The 24,431-nt window shown below is 40.2% G+C and carries 16 protein-coding genes, 1 tRNA gene and 1 pseudogene; 11 read left to right on the top strand and 7 right to left on the bottom strand.

From position 1 onward, the window contains the following. Positions 1-67: 67 nt before the first annotated feature. The gene (locus ACEN9X_RS27605) at positions 68-1,741 is read right to left on the bottom strand and encodes a capsule assembly Wzi family protein (protein ID WP_413668196.1); all 1,674 of its coding nucleotides are present in this window, start codon (positions 1,739-1,741) and stop codon (positions 68-70) included. A 494-nt stretch (positions 1,742-2,235) separates the two neighbouring features. On the opposite strand from ACEN9X_RS27605, the gene ACEN9X_RS27600 reads away from it, so the two are divergent. The 4 genes from ACEN9X_RS27600 to ACEN9X_RS27585 all read left to right on the top strand — a co-directional run bounded on the left by ACEN9X_RS27600 (position 2,236) and on the right by ACEN9X_RS27585 (position 7,359). Continuing rightward, on the top strand, positions 2,236-4,863 hold the full coding sequence (locus ACEN9X_RS27600; protein ID WP_413668195.1) for a sigma 54-interacting transcriptional regulator: 2,628 nt from the start codon (positions 2,236-2,238) through the stop codon (positions 4,861-4,863). A gap of 178 nt (positions 4,864-5,041) precedes the next feature. Further along, positions 5,042-5,797 carry an SDR family oxidoreductase gene (locus tag ACEN9X_RS27595; RefSeq protein WP_413668194.1) on the top strand — a complete coding sequence of 252 codons (756 nt, stop codon included), beginning with the start codon at positions 5,042-5,044 and terminating at the stop codon, positions 5,795-5,797. A 264-nt stretch (positions 5,798-6,061) separates the two neighbouring features. After that, on the top strand, positions 6,062-6,253 hold the full coding sequence (locus ACEN9X_RS27590) for a hypothetical protein (RefSeq protein ID WP_413668193.1): 192 nt from the start codon (positions 6,062-6,064) through the stop codon (positions 6,251-6,253). A gap of 107 nt (positions 6,254-6,360) precedes the next feature. Then, the gene (locus ACEN9X_RS27585) at positions 6,361-7,359 is read left to right on the top strand and encodes a hypothetical protein (protein ID WP_413668192.1); all 999 of its coding nucleotides are present in this window, start codon (positions 6,361-6,363) and stop codon (positions 7,357-7,359) included. 2,096 nt (positions 7,360-9,455) lie between these two features. On the opposite strand, the gene ACEN9X_RS27580 is transcribed toward ACEN9X_RS27585, so the two are convergent. Together ACEN9X_RS27580 and ACEN9X_RS27575 are read right to left on the bottom strand one after the other, a co-directional pair. Continuing rightward, complete coding sequence (locus ACEN9X_RS27580) at positions 9,456-10,505, bottom strand: glycosyltransferase family 61 protein (protein ID WP_413668191.1); 1,050 nt, start codon at positions 10,503-10,505, stop codon at positions 9,456-9,458. Between the two features lie 26 nt (positions 10,506-10,531). After that, a complete protein-coding gene (locus ACEN9X_RS27575) occupies positions 10,532-12,043 on the bottom strand; it encodes a glycosyltransferase (RefSeq protein ID WP_413668190.1) in 1,512 nt (503 codons plus the stop codon). Positions 12,044-12,411: 368 nt separating this feature from the next. On the opposite strand from ACEN9X_RS27575, the gene ACEN9X_RS27570 reads away from it, so the two are divergent. The 7 genes from ACEN9X_RS27570 to ACEN9X_RS27540 all read left to right on the top strand — a co-directional run bounded on the left by ACEN9X_RS27570 (position 12,412) and on the right by ACEN9X_RS27540 (position 21,297). Then, a complete protein-coding gene (locus tag ACEN9X_RS27570) occupies positions 12,412-13,485 on the top strand; it encodes a glycosyltransferase family 4 protein (RefSeq protein ID WP_413668189.1) in 1,074 nt (357 codons plus the stop codon). Between the two features lie 89 nt (positions 13,486-13,574). After that, complete coding sequence (locus ACEN9X_RS27565) at positions 13,575-15,167, top strand: vitamin K epoxide reductase family protein (RefSeq protein WP_413668188.1); 1,593 nt, start codon at positions 13,575-13,577, stop codon at positions 15,165-15,167. Between the two features lie 645 nt (positions 15,168-15,812). Continuing rightward, entirely contained in the window at positions 15,813-16,679 is an 867-nt protein-coding gene (locus tag ACEN9X_RS27560) for a DUF6625 family protein (RefSeq protein ID WP_413668187.1), read from the top strand. Then, positions 16,669-18,843 (top strand): peptidase domain-containing ABC transporter, encoded by a 2,175-nt coding sequence (locus tag ACEN9X_RS27555; RefSeq protein WP_413668186.1) that lies wholly within the window; start codon positions 16,669-16,671, stop codon positions 18,841-18,843. The genes ACEN9X_RS27560 and ACEN9X_RS27555 overlap by 11 nt, the downstream gene beginning before the upstream one ends. A 2-nt stretch (positions 18,844-18,845) precedes the next feature. Continuing rightward, complete coding sequence (locus tag ACEN9X_RS27550; protein WP_413668185.1) at positions 18,846-19,352, top strand: hypothetical protein; 507 nt, start codon at positions 18,846-18,848, stop codon at positions 19,350-19,352. Positions 19,353-19,384: 32 nt separating this feature from the next. Further along, positions 19,385-20,452, top strand: coding sequence for a glycosyltransferase family 2 protein (locus ACEN9X_RS27545; RefSeq protein WP_413668184.1), 1,068 nt, complete (start codon positions 19,385-19,387; stop codon positions 20,450-20,452). Continuing rightward, positions 20,452-21,297 (top strand): hypothetical protein, encoded by an 846-nt coding sequence (locus ACEN9X_RS27540; protein ID WP_413668183.1) that lies wholly within the window; start codon positions 20,452-20,454, stop codon positions 21,295-21,297. Before ACEN9X_RS27545 ends, ACEN9X_RS27540 begins: the two co-directional genes overlap by 1 nt. 360 nt (positions 21,298-21,657) lie before the next feature. On the opposite strand, the gene ACEN9X_RS27535 is transcribed toward ACEN9X_RS27540, so the two are convergent. The 4 genes and pseudogenes from ACEN9X_RS27535 to ACEN9X_RS27520 form a co-directional block, all read right to left on the bottom strand. Further along, complete coding sequence (locus ACEN9X_RS27535; RefSeq protein WP_413668182.1) at positions 21,658-22,392, bottom strand: sugar phosphate nucleotidyltransferase; 735 nt, start codon at positions 22,390-22,392, stop codon at positions 21,658-21,660. 29 nt (positions 22,393-22,421) lie between these two features. Then, the gene (locus tag ACEN9X_RS27530) at positions 22,422-23,462 is read right to left on the bottom strand and encodes a glycosyltransferase family 61 protein (protein WP_413668181.1); all 1,041 of its coding nucleotides are present in this window, start codon (positions 23,460-23,462) and stop codon (positions 22,422-22,424) included. Between the two features lie 668 nt (positions 23,463-24,130). Beyond that, positions 24,131-24,265: pseudogene (locus ACEN9X_RS27525) on the bottom strand (recombinase); the annotation flags it as partial. Positions 24,266-24,329: 64 nt separating this feature from the next. Further along, positions 24,330-24,419: transfer RNA gene (locus ACEN9X_RS27520), tRNA-Ser, on the bottom strand. Between the last annotated feature and the right edge of the window lie 12 nt (positions 24,420-24,431).

Genomic DNA, 24,431 nt, shown 5'->3' with positions numbered 1-24,431 from the left:
TTTTTTAATTTGTAGTATAACTGTTGTAATGACCGATAAACTGAAAAAAGCTGTCTGAAATTGTTCGTTAATTAAAAAAATAAGTAAAGTTAACCCTGGCATGCAAATTAAAACTCGAGCCATTTCTGTATTCATAATTCAGTGTGTAAACAGGTGTAACCTCGGCCGAGATCAAATAGTTTTCAAATTTATGATTAGCATAAAATGTACCTGCAATATCCACCCAATGTAAATTACCTATCCGGGCTTCAGTAAAAGCCTGGTAATACAAATCATTGTTATGCAATAGCCTTTCCAATGTAAGGCCGTATGAATTGTAGTTTTTAAGGTAGCTAATATCAAAAATAAAGCTATTGCTTCCGGGGCCAATACCTGCACCCACGTACCTGCCATCATTAGTATATCCGTCTCTCGGGCTTTCCGAATGGACATACCATATAGGTTCATCACGAAGTAAATAAGTTGGCGATCGTTGTAACTGCGTTATTTCGGATTTGATCTGTATAAACCCTCCCCGGCTAAGTTCAAATAATTTGCGCCCGCCAAGAGTATATGCCGCTGAATGCTCAGGTTCTTCTAACAGATCAGAAAGGCTTCCGGTGCGGTCATTTCGAGCCCATTCAAAATAAATTTCAGCCTTGTATAAGGGCAAAAGCTGCCGGATGTTAAGTGAGTACGCAAAGTCTTGCTGATCTCCGTTTTGCCCATTATTAATGTTATTGGCCTTGTTTGAAGAGCCGGTAATAACCGGGATTATTTTGCGGATAATATTTTTGTTATGATAAACAGAGTCTTTGTCAAGATAATCATAAGCAGAAAGGCCAAGATACAACCCTTTTAACCATTTAGGTTGCCAATTAATACTATAAGCCGAAATATATCTCGAAACTTTAGGTTTCGGGATATATAGATTACTTCCGTATATAAGTTTGCTTACATCGTCTGGAGCAAAACCAGATTGTTTCAGGTTACCGCCTATAATTTGCCATTCAAACGAACCAATTATTGTATTAACAGGCTTGGTTGAATTGAATGTCCAGTGAAAGAAGCCCGGCGCCGAATTGCTCATCATGATAGAATTTCTTATTCCGGGCCCCCACCATAGGTTTTCGGTAGATACACCTGCTTCTATGCTTTTATATGCCAAAGTGATTTTTGATTGCCCCGGATAAACATGTTTCAATGATGATGTGCCAAATCGTTCGGGTGCGTCTATTCCGTTGATTTGGGTAAAGTAGGCACTCATTAAAGCCTGCGAGTTATTTTGGGCCTGAACATCGGCAAAAGTCGAAAAGCTTTTGTTTTGCGCATAAACCAACTCTGGTTTTATTTGTATGTTAAGGATTCCAGCTTTTAATAAAAAACCACCGCTAAGCATACTTTGATAACCGGCGTTAGGGTATAATGAAGAATTATTGTAACCATAAGGGCGCTTTACATTGTACTCGTTTAACCAGTTAACCGGAAGAACACGCAAGCCCGAAGGCATCCCCATGAAATTAAATTTAACGTATTCGCGGCTTGCAATTAGCGGTTCAAGGGCAGAATCAGCCACAATAGAAGTTAAAGGCCGGATAACAAACGATGATTTATTATCACTATTTCCTGCTACCTGCTCGCGGCGCAATAATTCTTCAGTATAACTCCCAACAGGCACTGTTTGACTGTAGCTTTTTAACGAAGCAATTAGGCTTAGCAAAACAAAGATATATACGGATCGGATAGTTATATTAATGCTCATCAAAAAGAAAGGTTTAGGAAATTAATAATTAACCCAACGGTAATATTAAAATATCATTTTTTTAATATTAATTAAAGGCTTAGGTCCTTGTGTACTAATCTTAGATCAATATTTTGAATTGACTGATATTTATAACAACAATTATCGGGTTTTTTTTAAAATTCCAAAACGTTTTTTAAAGTTTAATAAAAAAACTACAATTTAATTACCATACGTTAGTACGAAGTAAAACATTACAACGGTATTTTAATTTTTGTATCCTGGCGCGCGGGATAGTCGGTTTGGCCAAAGACTATGTAACGGTAATGCCATGCCTGAAGTTTGGTGGGCCGTTAGTTCACAATCGTGGTGCCCGCAAATTTCACGGATGCGAAAACATCTTTGGCATTTTAGCAGTAGATCGAGTAGGCGTTAAAAAAGGAAAATGAGAACAACAAGACCGCCTGACATAAACCCGGCTTTCAATCCCCCCGTATTTTCCATAAATTGCCAGCATGAAAAAAAAGGGTATTTCCGGATCTGATCTGTCATCTCCCTTGCTGGCTACACTTGAACAGGAAAGGCAGATATTGTTAGACCTGGGAAATGACATAACCCGGGTTCGGGATAAGAACGACCTTATCACGCTTTTTAAAAAAAGGATTAAAAGCTTATTTTATTTCACGCATACAATTGTTACCCTGATTGATTATAAGGACGAAACCTATGTTCCTTTCCTGTTGGACAATGAGGGCTCCCCAATCCGGTCGCATCTAAGATACGACGAAATGGTGAAATCACATTTTTCGTTAAATGAACCCTTTATTCAGTTGGTATTGCAGTCAGAAGAACCTATATCTTTTTTGCTAAAAGATATAATGGACAAGCCGCAAAGCCCGGCTTTTCTTCGTGTTAATTACGAAAAAGGTGTAAAGGAAATCCTGATGACCCGGCTGATGAAAGAGGGAAAGCCAATGGGGTTTATTCATATTTATTCGGATAAACAGGGCAGCTTTAGCAGTGAATTTCGAAATATAATAAAAGGCATTGCGCCACAATTGTCGAGTGCTGTATCCAACATTATCAAAAATGAGGATCTGCTTAATAACGAAAATGAAAAATCATTTCTCCTGGAGTTTAGCAGTGATATTGTAACGGTAAGAACAAAAGATGAACTTATCCGTGCAGTTCGCGCCGGTTTAAGCAAGTTAAACCCACCGGGCGGTTTTGTTATTCGCCGCATCAATGAAGACAAAACAACCATGAGCCCCTACGTGTATGATCTTAGCAAGGCACAAGATCCAAAAGTTGTAATTGCGCTGGAGAATGCCCGGTACCCCATCAATGACGGACTTCAAAACCGCGTGTTGAATAGCTCCATCCCTTTATTGTTTAATGTTGACAGGGAAATACAACGGGGTATCACCTCCACCTATCTGCAATATTGGAAGAAGATGGGATTTAAAGATATTGTGGGTATCCGGCTGCGCAATGCAGAAACAAACCACGGAATTTTGTTTTTAGACATAGGAGAGATCAACGTTCAACTGCTGCAGGGTATCTGTGCGCAAATATCCATAGCCCTGGCCAATATTTTCGCCCACGAGAAAATCAATAAAAAACAGGAAGAGCAAGCTTTTTTGTTGGATTTCAGTAACGATATTTCACGGTCAAGAACTAAGCTCGATTTGCAGAATGCGATTTTCAGGGTATTGGATAAAACAATGCATACCAAGCTCGCAATGCTACGCGTGATAGATGACGATGGTGTCCACTTATCCTCATTTATGTATGACGAAACATTGTTTAATAAGGCCAAAACAACTTATGATAAAAAGCAGAGCGACCGGATTACCATTGATGAAACCTATACGGCACAGGTGCTTGCCAGTAGGGATGGATTGGTGTTTAATGTGGAAGAGGAATTAAAAACCGGTAATTCTTACGCAAAGCTATGGAAAACAACAGGGCTGAAAAATATGTATGCCCTGCCGCTACGGGTAGGGGAAAAAAACATCGGCACCATTTGGCTGCTCGCAAACCGGTTGAGCCCGTTACTGCTAAAAGGGATATGTGCTCAAATATCTATAGCGGTTGATAATATTAGAGCTAACGAGAAATTGCTTGACTATAAAAAACAGCTGGAGGTTGAAAACGATTATCTGAAAGAACAGATAAAAACCATTTATAATTTCTCGGAAATAATAGGGAAGGGCGAGCAGATGCAAAAAGTATATCGCCTGATGTCATTGGTAGCCGATTCCAATACTACCGTGCTGATCTCCGGCGAAACGGGCACGGGAAAGGAACTAATTGCGAGAGGTATTCATAATGCTTCGCCCCGCAGAGATAAATTAATGGTAAAAGTTAATTGCGCTGCATTGCCGGCAAATCTTATCGAAAGCGAATTGTTTGGTCATGAAAAAGGTGCATTTACGGGGGCTATCGACCGGCGTATAGGTAAATTTGAGCTGGCTAACAACAGTACGCTCTTTCTTGATGAAGTGGGCGAACTGCCACTTGAAGCGCAGGCTAAGTTGTTACGTGTGATACAAGAGCGAGAACTGGAGCGAATTGGCGGTAAACAGACTATAAAGATTGATGTAAGGCTGATTGTAGCCACCAATCGCAACCTGGAAGAAGAAGTAAATGCGGGCCGCTTTCGTGCAGACCTGTTTTTTCGCCTGAATGTATTTCCCATCAACCTGCCTCCGTTACGTGAGCGGCCGGAAGATATTGAGCCGCTTACCCATTTCTTTGTACAGAAATACAGCAGGAACACCGGCCGCAAAATCAGGAAGGTTGCGACAAAAGTAATACAGCAATTACGCGCCTACGCATGGCCTGGTAATGTACGGGAGTTAGAACACTTACTGGAACGCAGCATCATATTGACAATCGGTGATATCTTGCAAGATGTATATATACCCGAAAAAACGAACCAGGGACAACAGGACCAGGCATATCTTTTTAACCGGTCGCTGGAAGAAGTTGAACGCAGTTATATTATTGAAGCGTTGAAACGGTGCGACGGTAAAATTTCAGGTGTGGGTGGCGCTGCTGATATTTTGAAAATCCCCGGCAATACCCTGCACTCCAAAATAAAAAAATTAGGCATTGCAAAAAGGGATTATTTTGTCTGATAATATCTCCACGTATTTTCTCATTGTTCCTCTTATATAGTGAGATACATAGTGCTTTCACTTTATATAGTGAAAAGTTTTATTGCTGTAATTATGTATCTTGTTGATTGTTAGTGATTTGCAATGTTTGGCATCGGCTTTGCCTTTTTAGAAACAAATCATTAAAAAAATCAACATTATGAAAATCGTAGTTATTGGAGGCACTGGCCTCATCGGATCTAAAGTAGTTGCAAAACTTCGTCAGCATGGACATCAGGTCATCGCCGCTTCGCCCGATACTGGGATCAACACCATTACCGGAGCAGGACTTGCAGAAGCCATGAGCAATACGGATATTGTTATCGACCTGGCAAACTCTCCGTCTTTTGAAGACCAGGCAGTCCTTGAATTCTTTCAGACAGCCGGCCGCAATTTATTGGCAGCAGAAATTAACGCAGGAGTAAAACATCACGTAGCACTTTCCATTGTTGGAACCGACCTTATGCAGAACATCGGTTATATGCGGGCTAAAAAAGTTCAGGAAGATCTGATCAAAAAATCGGGAGTGCCATATACCATTGTAAGGAGCACCCAATTTTTTGAGTTTCTGAAAGGTATTGCTGATCAGGCTACCGTAGGCAATGAAGTGCACCTCTCAGATGTTCGGTTCCAGCCTATTGCCGCAGAAGACGTAGCTACTTTTGTGGCCAGGTACGCCCTGATGGCCCCTGTTAATGGCACAACTGAAATAGCCGGGCCGGAACGCTTTGCTTTATATGAAGTAGTGGCCCGTTATCTGCGGCATGCAAATGATCAGCGCAAGGTGTTATCAGACGGCAAGCCCTCTTACTACGGTGGAGAAATCAGCCATAAAGCACTGGTGCCGGCTGGCCAGGCAGAACTGGGTACCATTAACTTTGAGCAATGGTGGAGCAGCCAATTACAAAAGGCCTGATAGTAGTATCTGTACCCTGTTGAAACGAAGATGACGGGTGGCAGTTTGCCGAGGCTGTTGTAACGGGAATGCACTTTCCACCAGTTCGTGCACCAGGATATCCCTACGCCGGCGTATTTATCCTTACGCAAACCGGTCAGCAACACGGCAAGTCAGCAGGCAGCAGATTGTGCTTTTACCTATTTTTTTAACAACAATCATCCAGCCGGTCTGGTTAACCAGACCGGCTGGTGTTAAAAGAAAAACAAACTAACACGTAAGATTATGAATCCCACTTTTTTATATCCAGCTGATGAAGATCTGAAAGATCAATCAGATAAGCCCGACTTAACCATTGACGGAGCTCCGCTTAGCGAAGGCGGTGAGTTTTTGGATGATGCGCTTCGTATGAAAGATTTGCCGTTAATGTTTAGCGAAGATAAAATTGATACCTGGCGCAACCATAATTTATTGTAGTACTCCCCAAGGCAGAGCAGTAAATGAAGCTATTTTGCCTTTTACGCCTGAATAATATCACCTTGTAATGTAATCTAAGTTGAATTGAAAAATTAAAAAATTAAGCCATGCAAGTATTTGATATCGAAATCAAAAATGTGCTTCTCATATTAACGGACCTGGTTGAAACCATCAGGAGTTTTAATGCCCCTCAAAATATTTACCTGAGCCGTACATATGATAACAGCACACCTGAGTCGGGAATCCTTAAAAAGGGATTTGGAATTAAAGAGCGTAAATTGCCTGATTTTTTTACCCATTTGGGCATCCGTAGCTTAACTTTGAGCTCGCCATATGTCGAAGATGTACTTTCCAGGTGCCTCTCTGATGTTGAAGAGGCAGGTAATAAAAGCGATAAATGGTCTGAAATTAAAAGCGAAAAACTGGTTGCTGATCTTTCAGAACTGTTCCGGGGATGTCGTACGATTGCTTTTGATGATTGGGCAAATATTGCCAATTCTTCTGACTTATGGCGCGGTTTACTTTCAGATGTTATCCGGCCTTTAACGGAAAAGAATTTAGATTTTATTTTTTATCTCGGAGATCCTGCTAAAAAGCTGTTTTTCCAGGTGGATGAGATCCTCGACATTATAAGTGCGTTTTCAAAACATGGCCGTGTTACCTTTTGCCTGGACGAAAGTGAAGCTGTTAAATTGTGGATGGTTCTAAATGGGGAGAGTCCAGGTTCGGGATTAAGGACTTTCACACCAGGAGATTTAAAAAGGAAATACTTTTCCATATTCAGGACAATGGCCGTGGACCGGTTGCTAATCTGGTCTGCAAATGACGCGATAGTATATTCCGAAGAGCAACAATTTGTGCTAACACGAAAGGTAGTAGACAAAAACCTTGAGGTTACGGATGACGCCAGGGACAATTTCGTTGCCGGCTTTGCTATAGGTCTGATACTGCAGCTTGACATCAGGTATTGCATTGCCCTTGGATTAATTGTTTTTGCCTCACGCGGAGAAAATAATTCAAATCCTGATAAGGATGACATGATCGCTTACATTGAAAAGTGGGTCAGCGACCTTAATCAGGAAGATATCATAAGTTTATATCAATAGGATTTCCGTTGGGACCAAAGCTTATGCTGTTCTGCAACTTTGCTTAAAAAAGGCAGGTTTATTATTGTATTCTTTCCTTCTTTTAAGCAGATCAAACGAACAGGAATGAAATCACATATGAAATTTATAAAAAAAGTTCGGTAGTTTTTGGTGCTACCGAACTTTTTCTGGCGGAGAGTTAGGGATTCGATAACCAGTTTGATTTCCGCTATAACTCGCCTCTCTCCCTGTATTGATATCTCAATGCACAAGCCGACCCCGAGTTTTCTGGGATCGACGCTCACCTTCACCTGCATATCTGCCGCTCTGATTAGGGTTTTCTCTCCCGTTCCAATGATCTCGTATCCCGCGGCTATTCTGTTTATATTTATAATGTGTACTAAAAATATTAGTATGTGTATTTGTTTGATAATTTGCAAAAAGCTGAGATCGAGGAAAGTAGATATGCTGTCCTCTCACGGGGCTCATGTTAATGAATGAATAAACAGCTTTGGATATCCGCCCGTCATGGGAGGGCTACCTGGATAATAGTTATTACACACGGATGGGTATCTAATCAATGATCGAGTACTATATCTTGTTCGGCCATGTGCAGGTCATCAACCCACTGCCGACATTGATTCCCTATAATTGTCGTTTTGTTTTTTATGAGGGGAATTTTATACCAGGGCCTATTTTCCGGAAAAGGCTGTTAAAAGGCAATACAAGCATGGACACGATCATAACTGGAGAGCGTGCGCAACTATAAACGGATCAAGTAAAACGGTTTTAGGTTACTTGATAGTGATTGTTATCTTGTTGGTTTAAAAATTGAGAGAAGATATGGATATTTATTATTGTTTTTTGATTGATAGTTTTTATGATAAAAAAATAATCTTTACTTTTATAACAACCAATTATTTAAACCAAATACCTTACACTGAATTGAAAATATCTAAAATTATCATTAGTTCTGGTTAAAGAACTGAAATTACAAATTTTTGGAATAAAGAAATGATCTGGTGAGTGTTTACCAGTTGATGATTTTGATGGTATACATCATGAGTTATCACGCAGGTATTGATTCATAGGTACTATTGCTCGCCCGTAAAAATACTTTGCAAAGAGAGGCTGTATGCACCTATTGCCTGCCAGTTGCTACGTGATAGCTAAGTTAGCTTAAACCTTAATTGAAATTTTATGAAAAATCAGCAACTAAGTTTGAAAAACATCGCCAATTTTCTGAGTAGATCAGAGATGAAAAAATTATGGCTGGTAGTAGAGGTGGTGGCTGTGTTACATATGTAGCATGTGGCATTGGAGGCATTGATACGGGCGGTCCACCGCCGGTCTGCTGTTATGCATGCGTTCTATTTGACGTCAGGTCAGAGCGGCAGCCGTCCGGACCTGCGTAGTACTATTTTCCGGGAACCTGAATTGCAAACGAATAGAGATGGCCAAGCAAGCTTTAGATATTTTAACGCTGACGGCGAAGGAAGATATAGAATTGCTATTGAGGGAATAGATGAAAATGGTAATCTTGGACATCAGGTCTTTCATTATATGGTTAGGTAGATTGAATTTATTAGTTATGTCAATTTCAGGACCTTAGTTTTTTTGAATTCGATTTTGAAAAAAGCACTTTGCAAAGTAGGATGCATTTCCTTATTCATAATGCCGGTTGTTCCGTGATAACTATTTGTTAATCATTTATCTAATTTATACTTTATGAAATCAGAGAAATTAAGTCTCAAAAACATCAAAAATGTTTTAAGCAGGTCAGAAATGAAAAAAGTAATGGCTGGAAGCGGCGGAAGTGATTGCTGTTATTGCTACAACGTTTGTACTAGTACAGGATGGCAAGTGGTCAGCAGCAATTGCGCGCAAGCCTGTAATGGTCCTTGTTCCAGCACGCTTTACACCGGCTGCCTTTGATCTATTGTAATTGGTCCTCCGCCCGGAACGGGCGGAGGACCGATCATTGCCAGGAACTGGTTAATAAATGTGACTATCAGCAACAAGGGCCTGGCCGTAACTTTTAACAGGAATTCAGGAAATAATGTCTGCTGGACAAACCATTAATTCTGCCTCCAGCTGATTGTCGTCGGTATTCAATCTCATAATCCGAGCATTATCCGGATATTGCTTTCTAACGAAACCGGATCAATATAATAATCCCCTTCGAAGTAGTCTTCCTTTCCGGATGTTTGGCATATCTGATGATAATAGTTTATTTTGAGGCACTCTGCCATATACCAAAACAGAGGGCTAGGGTAGTCAAGTTCGTTTGTATTCTTCTGATGCAGCTCCAAAAGAGCGGCACCGCTTTCCATAAAGAGGAGATTTGTAAGTCCGGAACCATGTGTCCCGATTAAATACCTGACCTCTGAGAAAATGGCTACTTGTTCTAAAAACGAATGCTCTTCGGGGCAAAAGACTGCGAATCCATACTTTTTTACAACTTCCTGGACGGCTTCTTCGTTTATCACCTTCCGACGTCCGGCAAGTTCGCGGCTGACATAAAGTTTTGGTCTTTTTTGGGAAAATATCTTTTTTGAATTCCTCACATAGTTGCGAATAAAGCTGCTGACTTGTTTTAGTTCGGTGGCGCTGTAAGAATCACAAATGGGTTTGATCTGCGGAAGGCACAAACTTTCTACCCAAAGACTTTTGCCATCGGGAATGAAGTAAATGTTTTTTACTCCAAAGGGCTCAAGTGAACCCATAATAAAATCGGCATTTTTGTAGTGCTCAGGAAGAACCAATATCAACTCATCGAGTTTATCGCGAACGCTCCACAACCTGAAAATTGACTCACAAATCCAGTGGTAATAGTTAAACCAGGGATGGTGTATCACTAAATAAGTATGAGAGCCATCGAGCTCAATTAAATTCCCGGGATGGTCAAGTGCATTATAGTAATAATAGCTTACTTCACTCTGGTAGTCTTTTAGCTGGTTTGCGTAATCGTGATGGCTCTCTTTTATCAGTCCATTTTTGTTCATACAAAAACCAGTAAAGGATACGAAAATATTTTTGAGGCGTTTGACTTTCAACGGGGCCACCTCAAAAGTCAAACGAGAGGCATACAGATGCCTGTTTTCGTTTTTCAAATTTATGGGAAATGGTACTGTAACGGTTGAAGGCATAGGATTAGCGGTTTTCACTTAATAAAAAAATGAGTTTGTAGCTGCTATAACACATGGACGGTAGATTCATCTTCTAACAATTTTGAAAAATCGGTAACACTGATTACGTTCATGAGTTTTGTCCTGTTTCTTTCAAAAAACGCATAATCAACGTGGTCTTCCGCCGGAAATAATTCCTGCTGCCCCCGTCTGATAATACCAAGGCCACAGTCGCTGTCGACAACTACCATTTGAAGATCAGTTTTATGCATTCGATAATGGGCCCAGGATTTCCAGCAATCCCCCATCCATCTGGCGGATATCCTTGGTACCATTTGCATCTCTTCGGTTTCCGGAAGCATATCGTGACAAACAATACTTCCATTTTTAGCCAGGTGCATTATCGCGTTGTCAATATCTCTTGTAACCTGGTCCGCATGATGAAGGCCATCGATAAAAATAAGATCGAATTTCTTTTCAGCAGGTAAGTTCTCAAAAAAAGCATCTGACGTTAAGCCGATAATGTCTTCTCTTAATGGCTCCGGGTCAACGGCAGTTTTATTTGGACATTGAACCAAGTCGAAATTCTGAGTTGGATTTGAGGTGCCAATTTCGAGATAGGATGTATAGCTGAATTTCCGAATCAGCAAATTGATAAGCTGACTCCTTGTTATTCCGTTCAAAGAATTGAATTGTCTGGCAGCTGCACTAATGAGCTGACTTCTGAAGAATTTATAAAGCGTGCCCCTTGGGTAGACTCTCTGCTTTTGATTGGCGCATATAATATTGTTTATAAAATCACAAGCGATATTTAATTCATGGTCTGCCATAACGCTGCCATCGTATAATTTAAGATAAGCCTCCCATTCTCTTATAGTGTATTTTTCAAGTATCCGTCCGATTTGTTTTCGTTTCAAATCATTTAAGTCCCCGGAAGGAACGGACTCACCGAGTTTTTTCCTGCCTAAAACTGGCGATGCCGAATCTCCTTCCAATAAACTTATCGAAAAACATTGCGATGCTTCATCCATAAAATTATAAAATGATAAGTTCTTGAAGGTCGAATCGAACAGCAGGCCATATTTCATTAACAACGATCTTCTGAAAATCATGGTAGAAAATGAAAATGGATTGTGATGTAGAAGTACTACTTTAATGTATTTCTTGAAATTTGACTTCCATAAGAAATCAAACGACGCTTGGGCAATATTTGGGAAGATCAACTGCGTTCCGGAGGCGCCAACACGGGGGGCGCTTTCCATGTATTCAAATTGTCTTAAAAGCCTGTCCTTTGTGTAAGTCATATCAGGTTCGCTGAAACAAACATACTTGGATTTATTGTCAAGCAACCACTTGTTAATCAAATCGGATCTGTCACGAGTTTCCTCATTATAAATGATTTTTACCCGCTCATCATCGATGCTTTTCAATTTTTGAGGGGTATCGTCCGCTGATGCATTATCGATAATGAGCAATTCAAAGTCTTTAAAGTGTTGATTTAAAATGCTGTCGATGCTTTGATTAATTGTTTGCTGATTATTAAAGCAAATCATTAAGCAAGAGATCTTAGTTTTCATGACAGATTGGATTAGGTTTATTGCATCCAAAGTAAGAATAATTTTTTCTTAAAACACTATATAAATATAAAGGTGACTGATATTGGTTTAGTATAAAGCAGCCTTTATCGCATTGATAATGAAGATAAATAAACAGCGACAAATTGTTTTATATGATATTTTTTCAATATGTTTATAACAATTAAACCAATTAATAGCCAGCCTTATCATGATGTTATTTAGACAGGGATAAGTTTATATTTTCAGGCATGACTCCATAGAGCACGCTATCTTAAAGGAACTTTAAGGTTTTCGCAACGATGGAAGCTATGGCCGAGATTTACCACCCTTAAAAATCCCCATTAGAGCTGTCAGCTAACGGACACCGAATGAAAAACGTAATTTTAATAACAGATGTAAACTTCTGGGAAAAGTGTTCTGGAAACAGGGCGCGGATCGAAGCGCTGATCAGTTATATTGCTAAACACGTGAAACTTACTGTCGTTAATACTGGACCCGCGCCTAAACATATGGAAACCTATCTTGCAGACCGCTATCAGGCAGAGTTCATTATTTTAGAGAGCGACAGGATTCTCAACTCAACCGCTTACATCCGGAGGCTCCGTTCTGTGATAAAGAACAGGAGCTTTGATTCGATAATTATAGAGTATGTACACAGCAGCTATTTTTTAAATTGTTTTCCAGAGAACGTCAGGATGATTCTGGATGCACATGACATTGTCAGTGAACGTGCACGACAGTTCGCCGCTTTTAATTATCAAGGCGTTTTATACGAAATGAATGAAGAAGATGAATACCGCCTGTTTCAGTGTTATGATCATGTAATGGTGCTTTCTTCCAATGATCAAACAATAGTTTCCGGTGTTTTAGGGCCCGAGCGTACAATTCTTAGTCCTCATCCGGTAGTCACCACTCCGAAAAAACTACGTAATGCTGTCAGCAATATAACCTTCATCGCGAGTTCATATCTGCCCAATGTTGATGGTATAAGCTTTTTTATTGAAAACTGCTGGCCCGCTATCCGTTCGAAATATGATGTCACGCTTAATGTCATTGGAACGGTGTGTGAAAAGTTCCAATCCGCCCCTGAGAAAAACATTATGATAAAGGGCTTTGCTGCAAACCTGGATGATGTTTATGCCGATGCCGACATCATTATCAATCCGGTACGGTTCGGAGCGGGACTTAAGATTAAAAACATAGAAGCGCTTGGTAATGGTCTGCCACTGGTAACAACTTCGCACGGTGCTTCCGGACTGGGTAAAATTCCTGCGGATATTATCAAAATAGCGGATCAACCGGAAGAATTTGTAAATGCAGTGGTACAATTGATCGATAATTATGAGTTACGGAAATCACAGGGTGCTGCCGCTTATCGGTTCATCAGGCAGAATTTTTCCGAAGAAGTCTGTTTTTCCGGCTTACTGCATATTATTGCCTGACATTGTACAAAAAAATAATATTTTATTCTTGTTTTTTTGATACTTAATATTTAGTTTTAAAAACCTTGTAACTAATTATAAACCTATTCATGCTTTATCTCACAAATCGTCCCAACGCAGTGTCGGTGATTTTTGAACTGTTTAACTATTTCAAAAAAAATATTGGCGAGTCATTGATTGCTGAAGAACTGGAGAAACACCCTGAATATGCCAGCTTACTCGCAGTCAGCGACGTATTGACTGTTCTGGGTGTCGAAAATGCCGCGGCCAACGTAAGTTTTGACGACCTGTCCGACTTGAGTTTGCCATTTATAGCGCATACCAATTACCCGGATAATCAATTTTTGCTGGTGACTGGGATGGAGTCAGGCAGGATAGCTTTATCAGGAGGAAAATGGAACAGACGCAAGGAAAGTCTGACAGAGTTTAAAAAACATTTTACCGGGGTTGTTTTAATAGTTGAAGAACCGGGTGATGTTCAATCTCAACCCCGAAAATCATTTCTTGACAAAGTCCTTTCGCCACAGGCTGGCGGGCTACTTTTATTAAGTATATTTTTAACCGGCGTAATATTTAAATCCGGTTTTTTTGGAGGCGACCTGACCTGGCAGACTTTGTTCCTGACACTGACTAAAATCGCCGGCCTGGCGGTTTCGATATTACTGTTAACCCAAACCGTCGATAGCAATAATCCACTAATACAAAAAATATGTAAAAGCGGGGAAAAAGTAGATTGCGACGCTATATTATCTTCACCCGCGGCTAAAATCTCGGCGAATCTGTCATGGAGTGAAGTTGGCTTTTTCTATTATTCCGGGACTCTCCTGTTATTATTATTTGGAGGATTTACGCCCTTTATAAAAGAGGTTATCGTTTTGCTGAACATCGCGGGTTTACCTTACACTTTTTATTCTATTTATTATCAGGCTAAAATCAAAAAATGGTGTTTGCTGTGCTGCACTGTACAGGCCCTGTTATGGATAGAACTGATCCCCAATTTGACCCCTTTTCCGATACGATCATTTGCTTTACCCGGAACAAGCGAATTTGTCACCGCTTTTATTTGTTTAATACTACCCGCAGCTTTATGGATGATGACCAAACCGTTGCTCATGAAGGCTCGGCAGGCATCAACTCTTAAAGACCAATTAAGGAGTTTTAAATATAACACCGATACTTTTAGTTCCATTCTGGGTGAACAACCTAAATATATCATGCCGAATCAGGAATGGTCGATTGTCCTCGGAAATGCTGAAGCAAGCAATACCATCACGATGGTTACTAATCCGTTTTGCGAGCCCTGTTCTGCGGCTCATGAGCTGTTACATGAACTGTTGGAACAACGCAAGGACTTACAGGCAAGAATCGTTTTTATATCGAAAGACATAAACCCTGCAACTCCCGTCGGAAGCCATCTGATGGCACTAAGTAAATTGGCCGACAAAACGATAGTCAAAAATGCATTGAAAGACTGGTACGCGCAAAAGCAAAAAAATTACGCAAGCTGGGCGAAGAACTACCCTGTCGAGTTAACAGGTGACGAACAAGGGGAAATCGAAAAGCACCGGGAATGGTGCGATATCGCCAAGGTACAAGGTACACCTACAATGTTGTTGAACGGGACATATTTGCCGCAGCAGTACAAAGTATCAGACCTGAAATACATGCTTGAATTTTCCTGACATGAATTCGGAATGAGATCGTTTTACCCAAACATGAAATTTAAATCAATTTTAACCTATAAACTTAAATTTTAACAAAATGAAAAAAATGAACCTGAAAAACATTAAAAGTGTGCTTAGCCGGACAGAGATGAAAAAAATTATGGCAGGAAGCGGACAAGGAACTTGTTGCATCTGTTTCGATCTCTGCACAGGGGCGACCAAGCGAATTGAAACCACGTCTGACTGTGGAACTGTATGTAACGGAGGATGCGAACAATCTGGCGGAGGCTGCGGATATTAATGTAATTGATCCAGCTAATCGTTCATTCGACTAAAACCCAAAGAATTCGAAACCAGCGAATAGTTGAATTTCAGAGGAATAAAAAAATGCAATTAAAAGCATTGAAATGCTTTTAATTGCATTGCAATGATAAAGATCATGATTGAAAGCGGCCCCGTTCACATTTGTTCCCGTCGCTTCGATCTCTGCTCAGGTAGTGCAACGCAATTTACACTATAGGAGGTACAGAACAGCGTGTAACGGCTAATATAAAATCGCTGGATGCTAATTGATCACGTAAATGCTGATCGAATAATTCTTTCTATAATTATAGTAGCTGCCTGACTTCGGACGGCTATAAATTCGACCTTACGAGTTAAGTTATGATATCCAGCAAAATAAGTATCGGCCTTGTTGCTTGTTATATTGGTAAATTACCATGGTATTTTGTTTACTTTGTTCACTCTTGCTCGTATAATCCGGATATTGATTTTTTTATAATAACGGACGATGAAAGCTACGATAGCCCGGTGCCTTCAAACCTGAAGATCATTAGGCAGGATATCAAAGAAATCAGGGCCATCGCGAGCAGTAAACTTCAATTGGAGGTTGCGCTTTTTAACGGTTATAAACTGTGTGATTTTAAACCTGCTTATGGTATCATATTCTCTGATTATCTTGAAGGATATGATTTTTGGGGACATACAGATATTGATATCATTTTTGGTCAAATCCGCGACTTCATCAGTGACGAACTATTGACTATGCACGACTTGATCAGTGTGAGACCCGATTGGTTGACCGGCTGCTTTTTACTTTATAAAAACGTACCCCATATAAACAGACTGTTTATGCAAAGCAAAGATTATATCCGGGTATTTACTAGTAAGGAGCATTTTTGTTTCGATGAAACCAACTTCGCCCATGACGCCTTTTCCGCGGGAAAGATGTTTTACGAAGTTAACACAGATGTTGAAAGCATGATGCATGTGGTGCAAAAGGCAGCCGTAAATCACCAGATAAAACCTTTTTTTGACCTGTTCATTATTGAAGGAACTCCCGGTAGGCTGCACTGGAGAAACGGAAAGCTCTACTATCGAAATAGATTTGAAATACTTTTGTATCACCTGATTTATTTTAAAAAGCAAAATCCGCCATCACGAGCCCCTCAATTTACCACAGCGGGCTTTAGCATAGGGCCATCGAAAATCCGTCATCACAAAACACCTCTTTTCTGCAATGAAGTTTAAATTCTACAAGCAACTTGACAGTATGGATTGCGGGCCTACGTGTTTGCGTATGGTGGCGAGCTATCATGGACGTAAATTTCAATTGCGCACACTGAGCAATATCTGTGGCTTCAATAAAGACGGCGTTTCGATGCTTGGCCTTAACGATGCTGCACAAAAAATCGGTTTTAAGACCCTTGGTGTTAAAATGACGGTACAGCAATTGAATTTTGCTGAAAAGCCGGTTATTCTTCATTGGCGGCAAAGTCATTTCGTCGTGCTTTATAGAATAAAAAATGACAAATATTATTTGGCAGATCCGGCATCTGGATTAATAACGCTTAACGAAAACGATTTTAAAAATAACTGGTTAAATGACGAAAAGGAAGAAGGAATAGCGTTGCTTCTTTTTCCAACCCCGGAATTTTATAAGCAGCAGGGCGAAAAAAAAGAAAGAGTGCAATGGCTGTTTATATTCAGATACCTGATCAAATATAAACAGCTATTGTTTCAATTAATTTTAGGTCTGTTAATTGGTAGTCTGCTGCAATTGATCGCACCTTTTCTTACACAGTCAATAATTGATATCGGTGTCAATACCCATAATATCAGCTATCTGAATACGATTTTACTGGCACAGGCCGCTTTGATCGTCGGTAGAGTTAGCCTCGAATTCATTCGCGCCTGGATAATCCTGCACATAAGTACAAGAATCAATATTGCAATCCTGACGGATTTTTTGATTAAACTGATGAAACTGCCGATGAGTTTCTTCGATACGAAAATGACCGGGGATATCATGCAAAGAATGAATGACCAAAAGCAAATCGAGACATTTTTAACCAGTTCGGCGCTGACGACCGTCTTTTCGGTATTTAATTTAATTATATTTTCGGTTGTATTGGCCTTTTATAATTTAAGCATATTCTATGTTTTTGCCGGTGGCAGTTTATTATACACATTTTGGGTGTCTTTATTTTTGAGGCAAAGACGGGTGCTTAACTACAAGAACTTTGAAATTGCCGCAAAAAATCAAAGCTGCATGGTTCAGATGATAACCGGTATGCAGGAAATCAAACTGAATAACTGTGAACAGGAAAAAAGGTGGGAATGGGAAGAAATCCAGGCCAAGCTTTTTAATTTTAGTGTAAAGAAAATTGCACTTAGCCAGTATCAGCAGGCAGGTACAACTTTTATCAATGAGGGGAAGAACCTCCTGATTACTTTTTTAAGTGCCACCGCCGTTATCAATGGCCAAATCTCCCTTGGAGCAATGCTTGCCGTACAATATATTGTTGGCCAACTGAGCAATCCTGTCGATCTCCTGCTGGCATTCGTTCAAAATTTTCAGGATGCCAGGATTAGTCTTGAACGATTGAATGAAATTAATGAAATGCAGGATGAAGAAACTGCAGAAAAACAATGGATATCTCATTTACCCACTGATAAAAGTCTCAGCATAAACAACGTGACATTCAGATATCCAGGTGCTGGCAATGAAGCCGTGTTGAAGAATATAGATCTGTATATACCTGAAGGAAAGACCACTGCCATTGTAGGAATGAGCGGAAGTGGTAAAACTACGATATTAAAGTTGCTAACGAGGTTTTATGAACCGGAAAGCGGCACGATAACCATTGGCGATGAAGTTATTAACCAGATAAAGTTTAAAACATGGCGGGAACAATGTGGAATGGTGATGCAGGATGGTTTTATTTTTTCTGATACCATAGAACGGAATATTGCGGTCGGAAGTGGCAAACCGGACCTGACCCGTCTTGTTCGGGCCATTCATGTGGCCAATCTTAAAGATTTTATAGAAGGGCTGCCCCTTGGTTTGAATACGAGGATAGGATCGGAAGCAAACGGAATAAGTCAGGGGCAACGCCAGCGTATTCTCATCGCCCGTGCTGTTTATAAAGATCCCCATTATATATTCTTTGACGAAGCTACGAATGCATTGGATGCCACTAATGAACATATCATCAATGAAAACCTTAAAGCCTTTTTCAAGGGACGGACGGTGCTTATTGTTGCTCACAGACTAAGTACGGTCAGCCATGCAGACAACATAATTGTATTGGAACGGGGAGTTATTACAGAACAGGGAACGCACAGGGAACTTACCGATTCTAAAGGTCGTTACTACAGCCTGGTCAAAAATCAATTAGAATTAGGAGCATAGGAATGCAAACAGATACAAATGACACACCTATACGGTCTGCCAGCCAAAGACATACAAAAAATATAGCAGATATTATTGAATCGCAGCCACAGTGGCTAATTCAATGGGGAACTACTTTGTTATTTTTTATTGTAGCGATTGCCCTCTACGCTGCGTCTGCTATCCAATATCCTCAAGTCGTGACGGCAAAATTGAAGCTAATGAGTATCAAAGGCAATTGTCTCGAATTTCAAATACGATCCGGCGAAATTAAAAATTTCAATGTCGGTCAGGAGCTTGTCATCCTCAGCAGGAATCTTCAATCTGACGGCACAGCACGTTTACGGGCGCAGGTATCGTCCGTATCCGGTAATCCCGGCGATGCCATCCTTGTTCTGACAATTACGCTAAGGGGGGATGATTTTTTTCAAATATCGAAGCAATATCAGGAGGGGGCCGTGGTCAACATGGAAATTGTCATCAAGAAGGAATCATTTTTACGACGAATCTTCAATAGGCTCTCCTTTTAAATGTACAACATAGAAGTGCACAAGGTTATCTTATGAAACATAACGACCCGAAAATATCTTTCTGCACGGTTTGCATGAACCGTTTACATCATTTAAGTAAAACCCTGCCTCAAAATATCTCCGATAACCGAACATATCCGTATGTCGAGTTTGTCATTGTCGATTATAATTCAAGTGACGGATTGTATGAATGGATATCCACCAATTTCCGGAAGGAACTCAGCACGGGTTTGGTCAGGTATTATCGTACCAATCAACCACATTATTTTAATCGTTCGCATTCCAGAAATATGGCTTTCAAAAAAGCGAGTGGTGATGTTCTATGTAATATCGATGCGGACAATTTCACCGGACCGTTTTTTGCACAGTACATCGGTGAGTATTTCAAGTCAAACCCTAATGCGTTTTTGACACCTGATTATAGTGTCAGAGACGTCATGGGGCGTCTGTGCGTAAAGGCAACTGACTTTGCTGAAGTACGTGGGTTCAATGAACATCTGGAAGGATACGGATATGATGATATGGATATTTATAAACGCCTTGAAGCGAAAGGTTTACTACATGGATTTATCGATAAGCATCCGGAGTTCTTAAATGCCATCAGCCATCCCAACATAGAACGGTATCAGAATGAATTTTTAGGTAAGCATATTGAAAAAATTTACATTGCTTATTTAAAGCCTTATTTATCAGAAGTTATATTCTTTTTTAATGACGGCCGCTATGAAAAAGGCCGGATATTAGACAGTGAATTAATTAAAGCCAGGAAACTATTCAGAGGCAGCGAAGATAACGAGATTTCACTTCTTAGTGGATGGCAGTCAGGTTCCTGGCTTTTAAAGGAGGAAAACTATTTGTTATCCGGCAATACGCAAAAGTTAATGAAGATGGTTAAAGTTGCTGAAGGTGCCATAAATTACCGGGACAGAATATTTTTTGAAGTGTCAGATCGTAATGTATTTGATCAATTGATCATTAATAAATCAGAAATAGATAACCGGAGAAAATGTTTTTTTCATGAAAGCTATGTCAACAGAAGTTCGGTGAATACGGAAGGGTATGGACAGGGTGAATTATTGGAGCTTGTTCCTAAAATATAATGACTAACCGGGCACTCATTCGATTTTCCATCTACTATGCAGATCAAGCCTGGCAGGAACTGATCAGAAATGTTATCGCTCCTTTTTTGAAACAAAACCAGGTTTTTATCGCACATTTCTATATATTCCTGTCGAACTACCGTGGGGATCATATTAAGTTAATCCTGGAACCGGAGAAGGGGTACAAGACAGTTCTTATCAATAGCTTCAGAACCCAGGTCTTACACTTTTTGGCAGAGATGCCATCCTCGGAACCATCAATCAGGTTCACCCCGGGCAAAAGTATCTGGATGAATTACGCTAATAATTCCTTTGAAATCAACAATTATGATACTTATTTCTTAGCCGATGCAAGCCCTTTATTAGATTTTACCAGGGCTACGTCGCGTATGATTCTAAATCAATTTCTAAGCGGGCAAATTGAAGAGATGGAAGACATCATTAATTTGGCCACGCATCTGTTACTTAAATTGATCTCTAACCATGTTGATACGCAAACTAATGCCTTTTTTGATTCCATGGTAAAGCAGCTTATAAACGATTTGGGGGCGTCCAGCGATTCGGAAACTATTGGCCAGGTATTAGAAGACTCGGCAGACGCCGCAACTCATAATCAGCATATTTTACAATCGTTTTGCGCATATAATCCTGTTGATGAAGAATCATCATTGGAAGATCAAATAATATTATCAACTTGGCTGATACAGGGACAAAAACTAATCTCCGGCGAAGGAAAAAAAAAATTCATAGAAACCTTTTGTTATCAGATCGGTTTGAGCGAACTTTCCAAGTTGTATGTTTTAAACCTGATCGGTCATTTCTGGCGACACTCTGGCCAATCTTGATTATCTGCCGTGGCATTATATGAATATATGTCTTAAAACGTCTCATCTTTCGCGATATTTCTCAATTTATACGTTATGTTCGATTAAGTCCCGTTCTGATCGCAACCCCGTCGTTTCTTAAAGTTTCATCTTTTATTCTTAAAATCCGGGAACTCGTGAGAATCCCGGATTTTAAGAATGTAGGCTTTAACATCCACACATGCTGCAGCAATTAAAGTCGGCGCTGCAGATGCACCGCCATCCTGCTCCTCCGCAGCAATCCCGGCCTGTTAATTGCCTTATCTCAGGTTGTGCGTAAAGGTTCCTTTAAAGTCTGTTAATGGTTTTATACATGGAGAAAACTGAAATGGCTTTTGCGCATTAAGCTATTGTGATGTTGTCAATTCTCCCAACGTCTTTGTACCAACCATGCTCAAAATAGACACAATATACCCTTAGATCAGATTTGGCCGCTTTATCAAACGTCTGCGTAACGGATATGCCATGTTCAAGGTCTTCATTTTCATTTTTAAAAAATTCCCAAAAAGCAGGACTCCATAAGGCAATTCCCCAGGTGTTATTAAATGCGGTAGACGCCGGTTTTTCTTCGGTGCCAATAACACGCTGATCGCTAGTGAACTCCACCGGGGCGAAATGTTGCGGTTCGTTCGTGGGAAAAACTCCTAATACGAGATCGGCATTCTTTTCATCCATCATTTGCTGCAAACTTTCAAATCCATTCGCCGGAGAAAATAGCGTATCAGGCATGGCAAAGCACGTGTATTTATCTTTCAGCCAGGAATAACCGGATAACAGCGCGTCGGCTAAACCTGCTGCCTTACCGTTGTATAAATAGGCGATATGGTGATTAAATTGTTTTCCATCTTCGAGGTATCGCATGATCTCCGGTTTCCATTCAGGTACAACGACATATATATCCTGGATTCCGGTCAACGAAAATGCTTTGAGCGAATGTTCAATAAGTAGTTTAGGGCGCACATATTCATCCTGGTTGACAGATTCATAATAAACAGGAAGCAGCTCTTTAGGATATCTAAAGGGGCGCATCCTCATACCATGCCCGGCGGCCGGTAACAGTCCGTAAAGTTTTTTCATTGGTGGGTTGTTTTAAGAAACGAAAAAAATTATTTCAAATCCAGAGCTAATAATTCCATGTTTTTTTCGAAAAGGTTTATGTCAACGACATAATTGGCAGTAAAATAGTCCGCTTGTATATCTGATGGTTCGCATATCTGGTGGTAGTAATGATGTTTTAATACCTCAGATAGGCTCCAAAAAGCAACGCTATGCCAATCCCTGCTATTTGTCAGTCGTTTCTGGAACTCAAAAACAACGCCCCCTGGGGGCATAAAAAGCATATTGGTCAAACCGGAGCCATGGATAGAGATCACACATTTCGCCCTGGAATAAATCGCTACCTGTTCAAAAAAGTCATAATCTTCGTTATATATGACTTTAAAACCATATCTCTCCAGAACCGGGACTAATTCGGGTTCGTTAATGATCTTTTTTCTTGCTGCCTTCTCCCTGCTTATATAAAGTCGGTCGCCGAGATTAAAGTTATAGGTATAATTACTGGTCACATAATTCAGATAGAAGTCCCTGACCTGCAGGAGGAGTTTATAATCATAAGATTCTATGAACGGCTTAATTTGCGGAAGGCATAAATTTCTTACCATTAAGCTTTTCCCCTTGGGAATGTAAAAGATTTTTCCGATGCCAAAAGGTAGCAGGGTTTTGTTCACAAAATCGATGCCTGCGTATTCTTCAGGCAATAAAAGTATGAGCTGTGACAGATTGTCTTTGACCGCCCAAAGTCTGAATATCGATTCACATAGCCAATGGTAATACATAAACCAGGGATGGTGAATCATTAAAAAGCGATCCTCACTTTCGAGGTATACAAGTTTATCTGGATTGTCAAGTGCATCGTAATAATAGAAACTAGCCTCTTTCAAATATTTATCGAGGTGTGCTGGATATGCGTGATGTGATTCTTTAACGAGGCCGCTATCGTTAAGGCAAAAACCGCTGTTTGTTACAAATACGTTTTTTAAATTTTTAACCTTTATTTGCGGAGTTTTGAAAGACAGAAATGAGGCGAATAAATGTTTCTCCCCTTCTTGCACATTACGGGGAAGCGATAAAACAATACATTCTGGCATAAGTAGTGTTAGGTCTGCGGACTGTTTAGGTTTATAAACTCAAGTAATCTGTTCTGCCGCAGGCAACTACTGAAAGATAGTTTTCCCAAAGGAAAATACAGGACAGCAAAAGCAAGCGATAATAGAGATTATGGGTTTATGTCTGGTGTTATAAAAATAATATTAAAAATTCAAAATGCAAGTATGCGGATAATAATAATTGTATCGTCCTGTAAAGATGGTTCTGAATCTTATAGGCTTATTTACAATGCGTTGTCCGAAGGCAGGCTTCTTTTAGCCTCCCCTCATAACAGGTCATTTGCAGGATCGAATGGCTGCGGAGGTAGATTTCTTATAGCCTGCGGAAACTCCGTGATCAGCGATGCTTTTGCATATCTTTCTTTTCTAATATGGCTAATGGAGTTTTTTAGGAGGTTGCAAAATGCGTTGATGAGCCTTCTGCCTGCCCCCGGTGATATGGTTACCGCGAACTTTATAACGTTTCGGTGACATGTGTATACAGATTTTGATATCCGTTTTCACCAAAATAATGACCGCCACATTGTGCTTTAAACAGGAGTTAAATCCTAATGAAATGATAAATCAAATAGGCAGGCATGTTTTGAGAAAGAAGAATCACTTATTGAAAAAACAGGGAAAACATTGTTTGACGATCAGCGTTGAGGGCGCTAATTGCAACTATCAAGCTGCCTAAGTTTAGACATGTCCTGTGCGACTTTCATATCAAGGATTTTCGCGTAGTGCTGAGTTGTTTTGATATTGGTATGGCCGAGCATTTTAGATACGCTTTCGATAGAAACGCCAGTGGGTTAAAAACAAAAAACGCCGTAAATAATTTTACAGCGCTTTTTGATCCTAATTGATGTCTGGCGGAGAGTTAGGGATTCGAACCCCAGGAACCTTTCACAGTTCAACAGTTTTCAAGACTGCCGCAATCGACCACTCTGCCAACTCTCCGGCGACAAAAGT

Origin of the sequence: Mucilaginibacter sp. Mucisp86, from assembly GCF_047324315.1 — a bacterium.
In the GTDB taxonomy this organism is placed as follows: Bacteria; Bacteroidota; Bacteroidia; order Sphingobacteriales; family Sphingobacteriaceae; genus Mucilaginibacter.
Note: the sequence above shows the minus strand (reverse complement) of the source record. Positions and strands in the feature narration are given on the sequence as shown.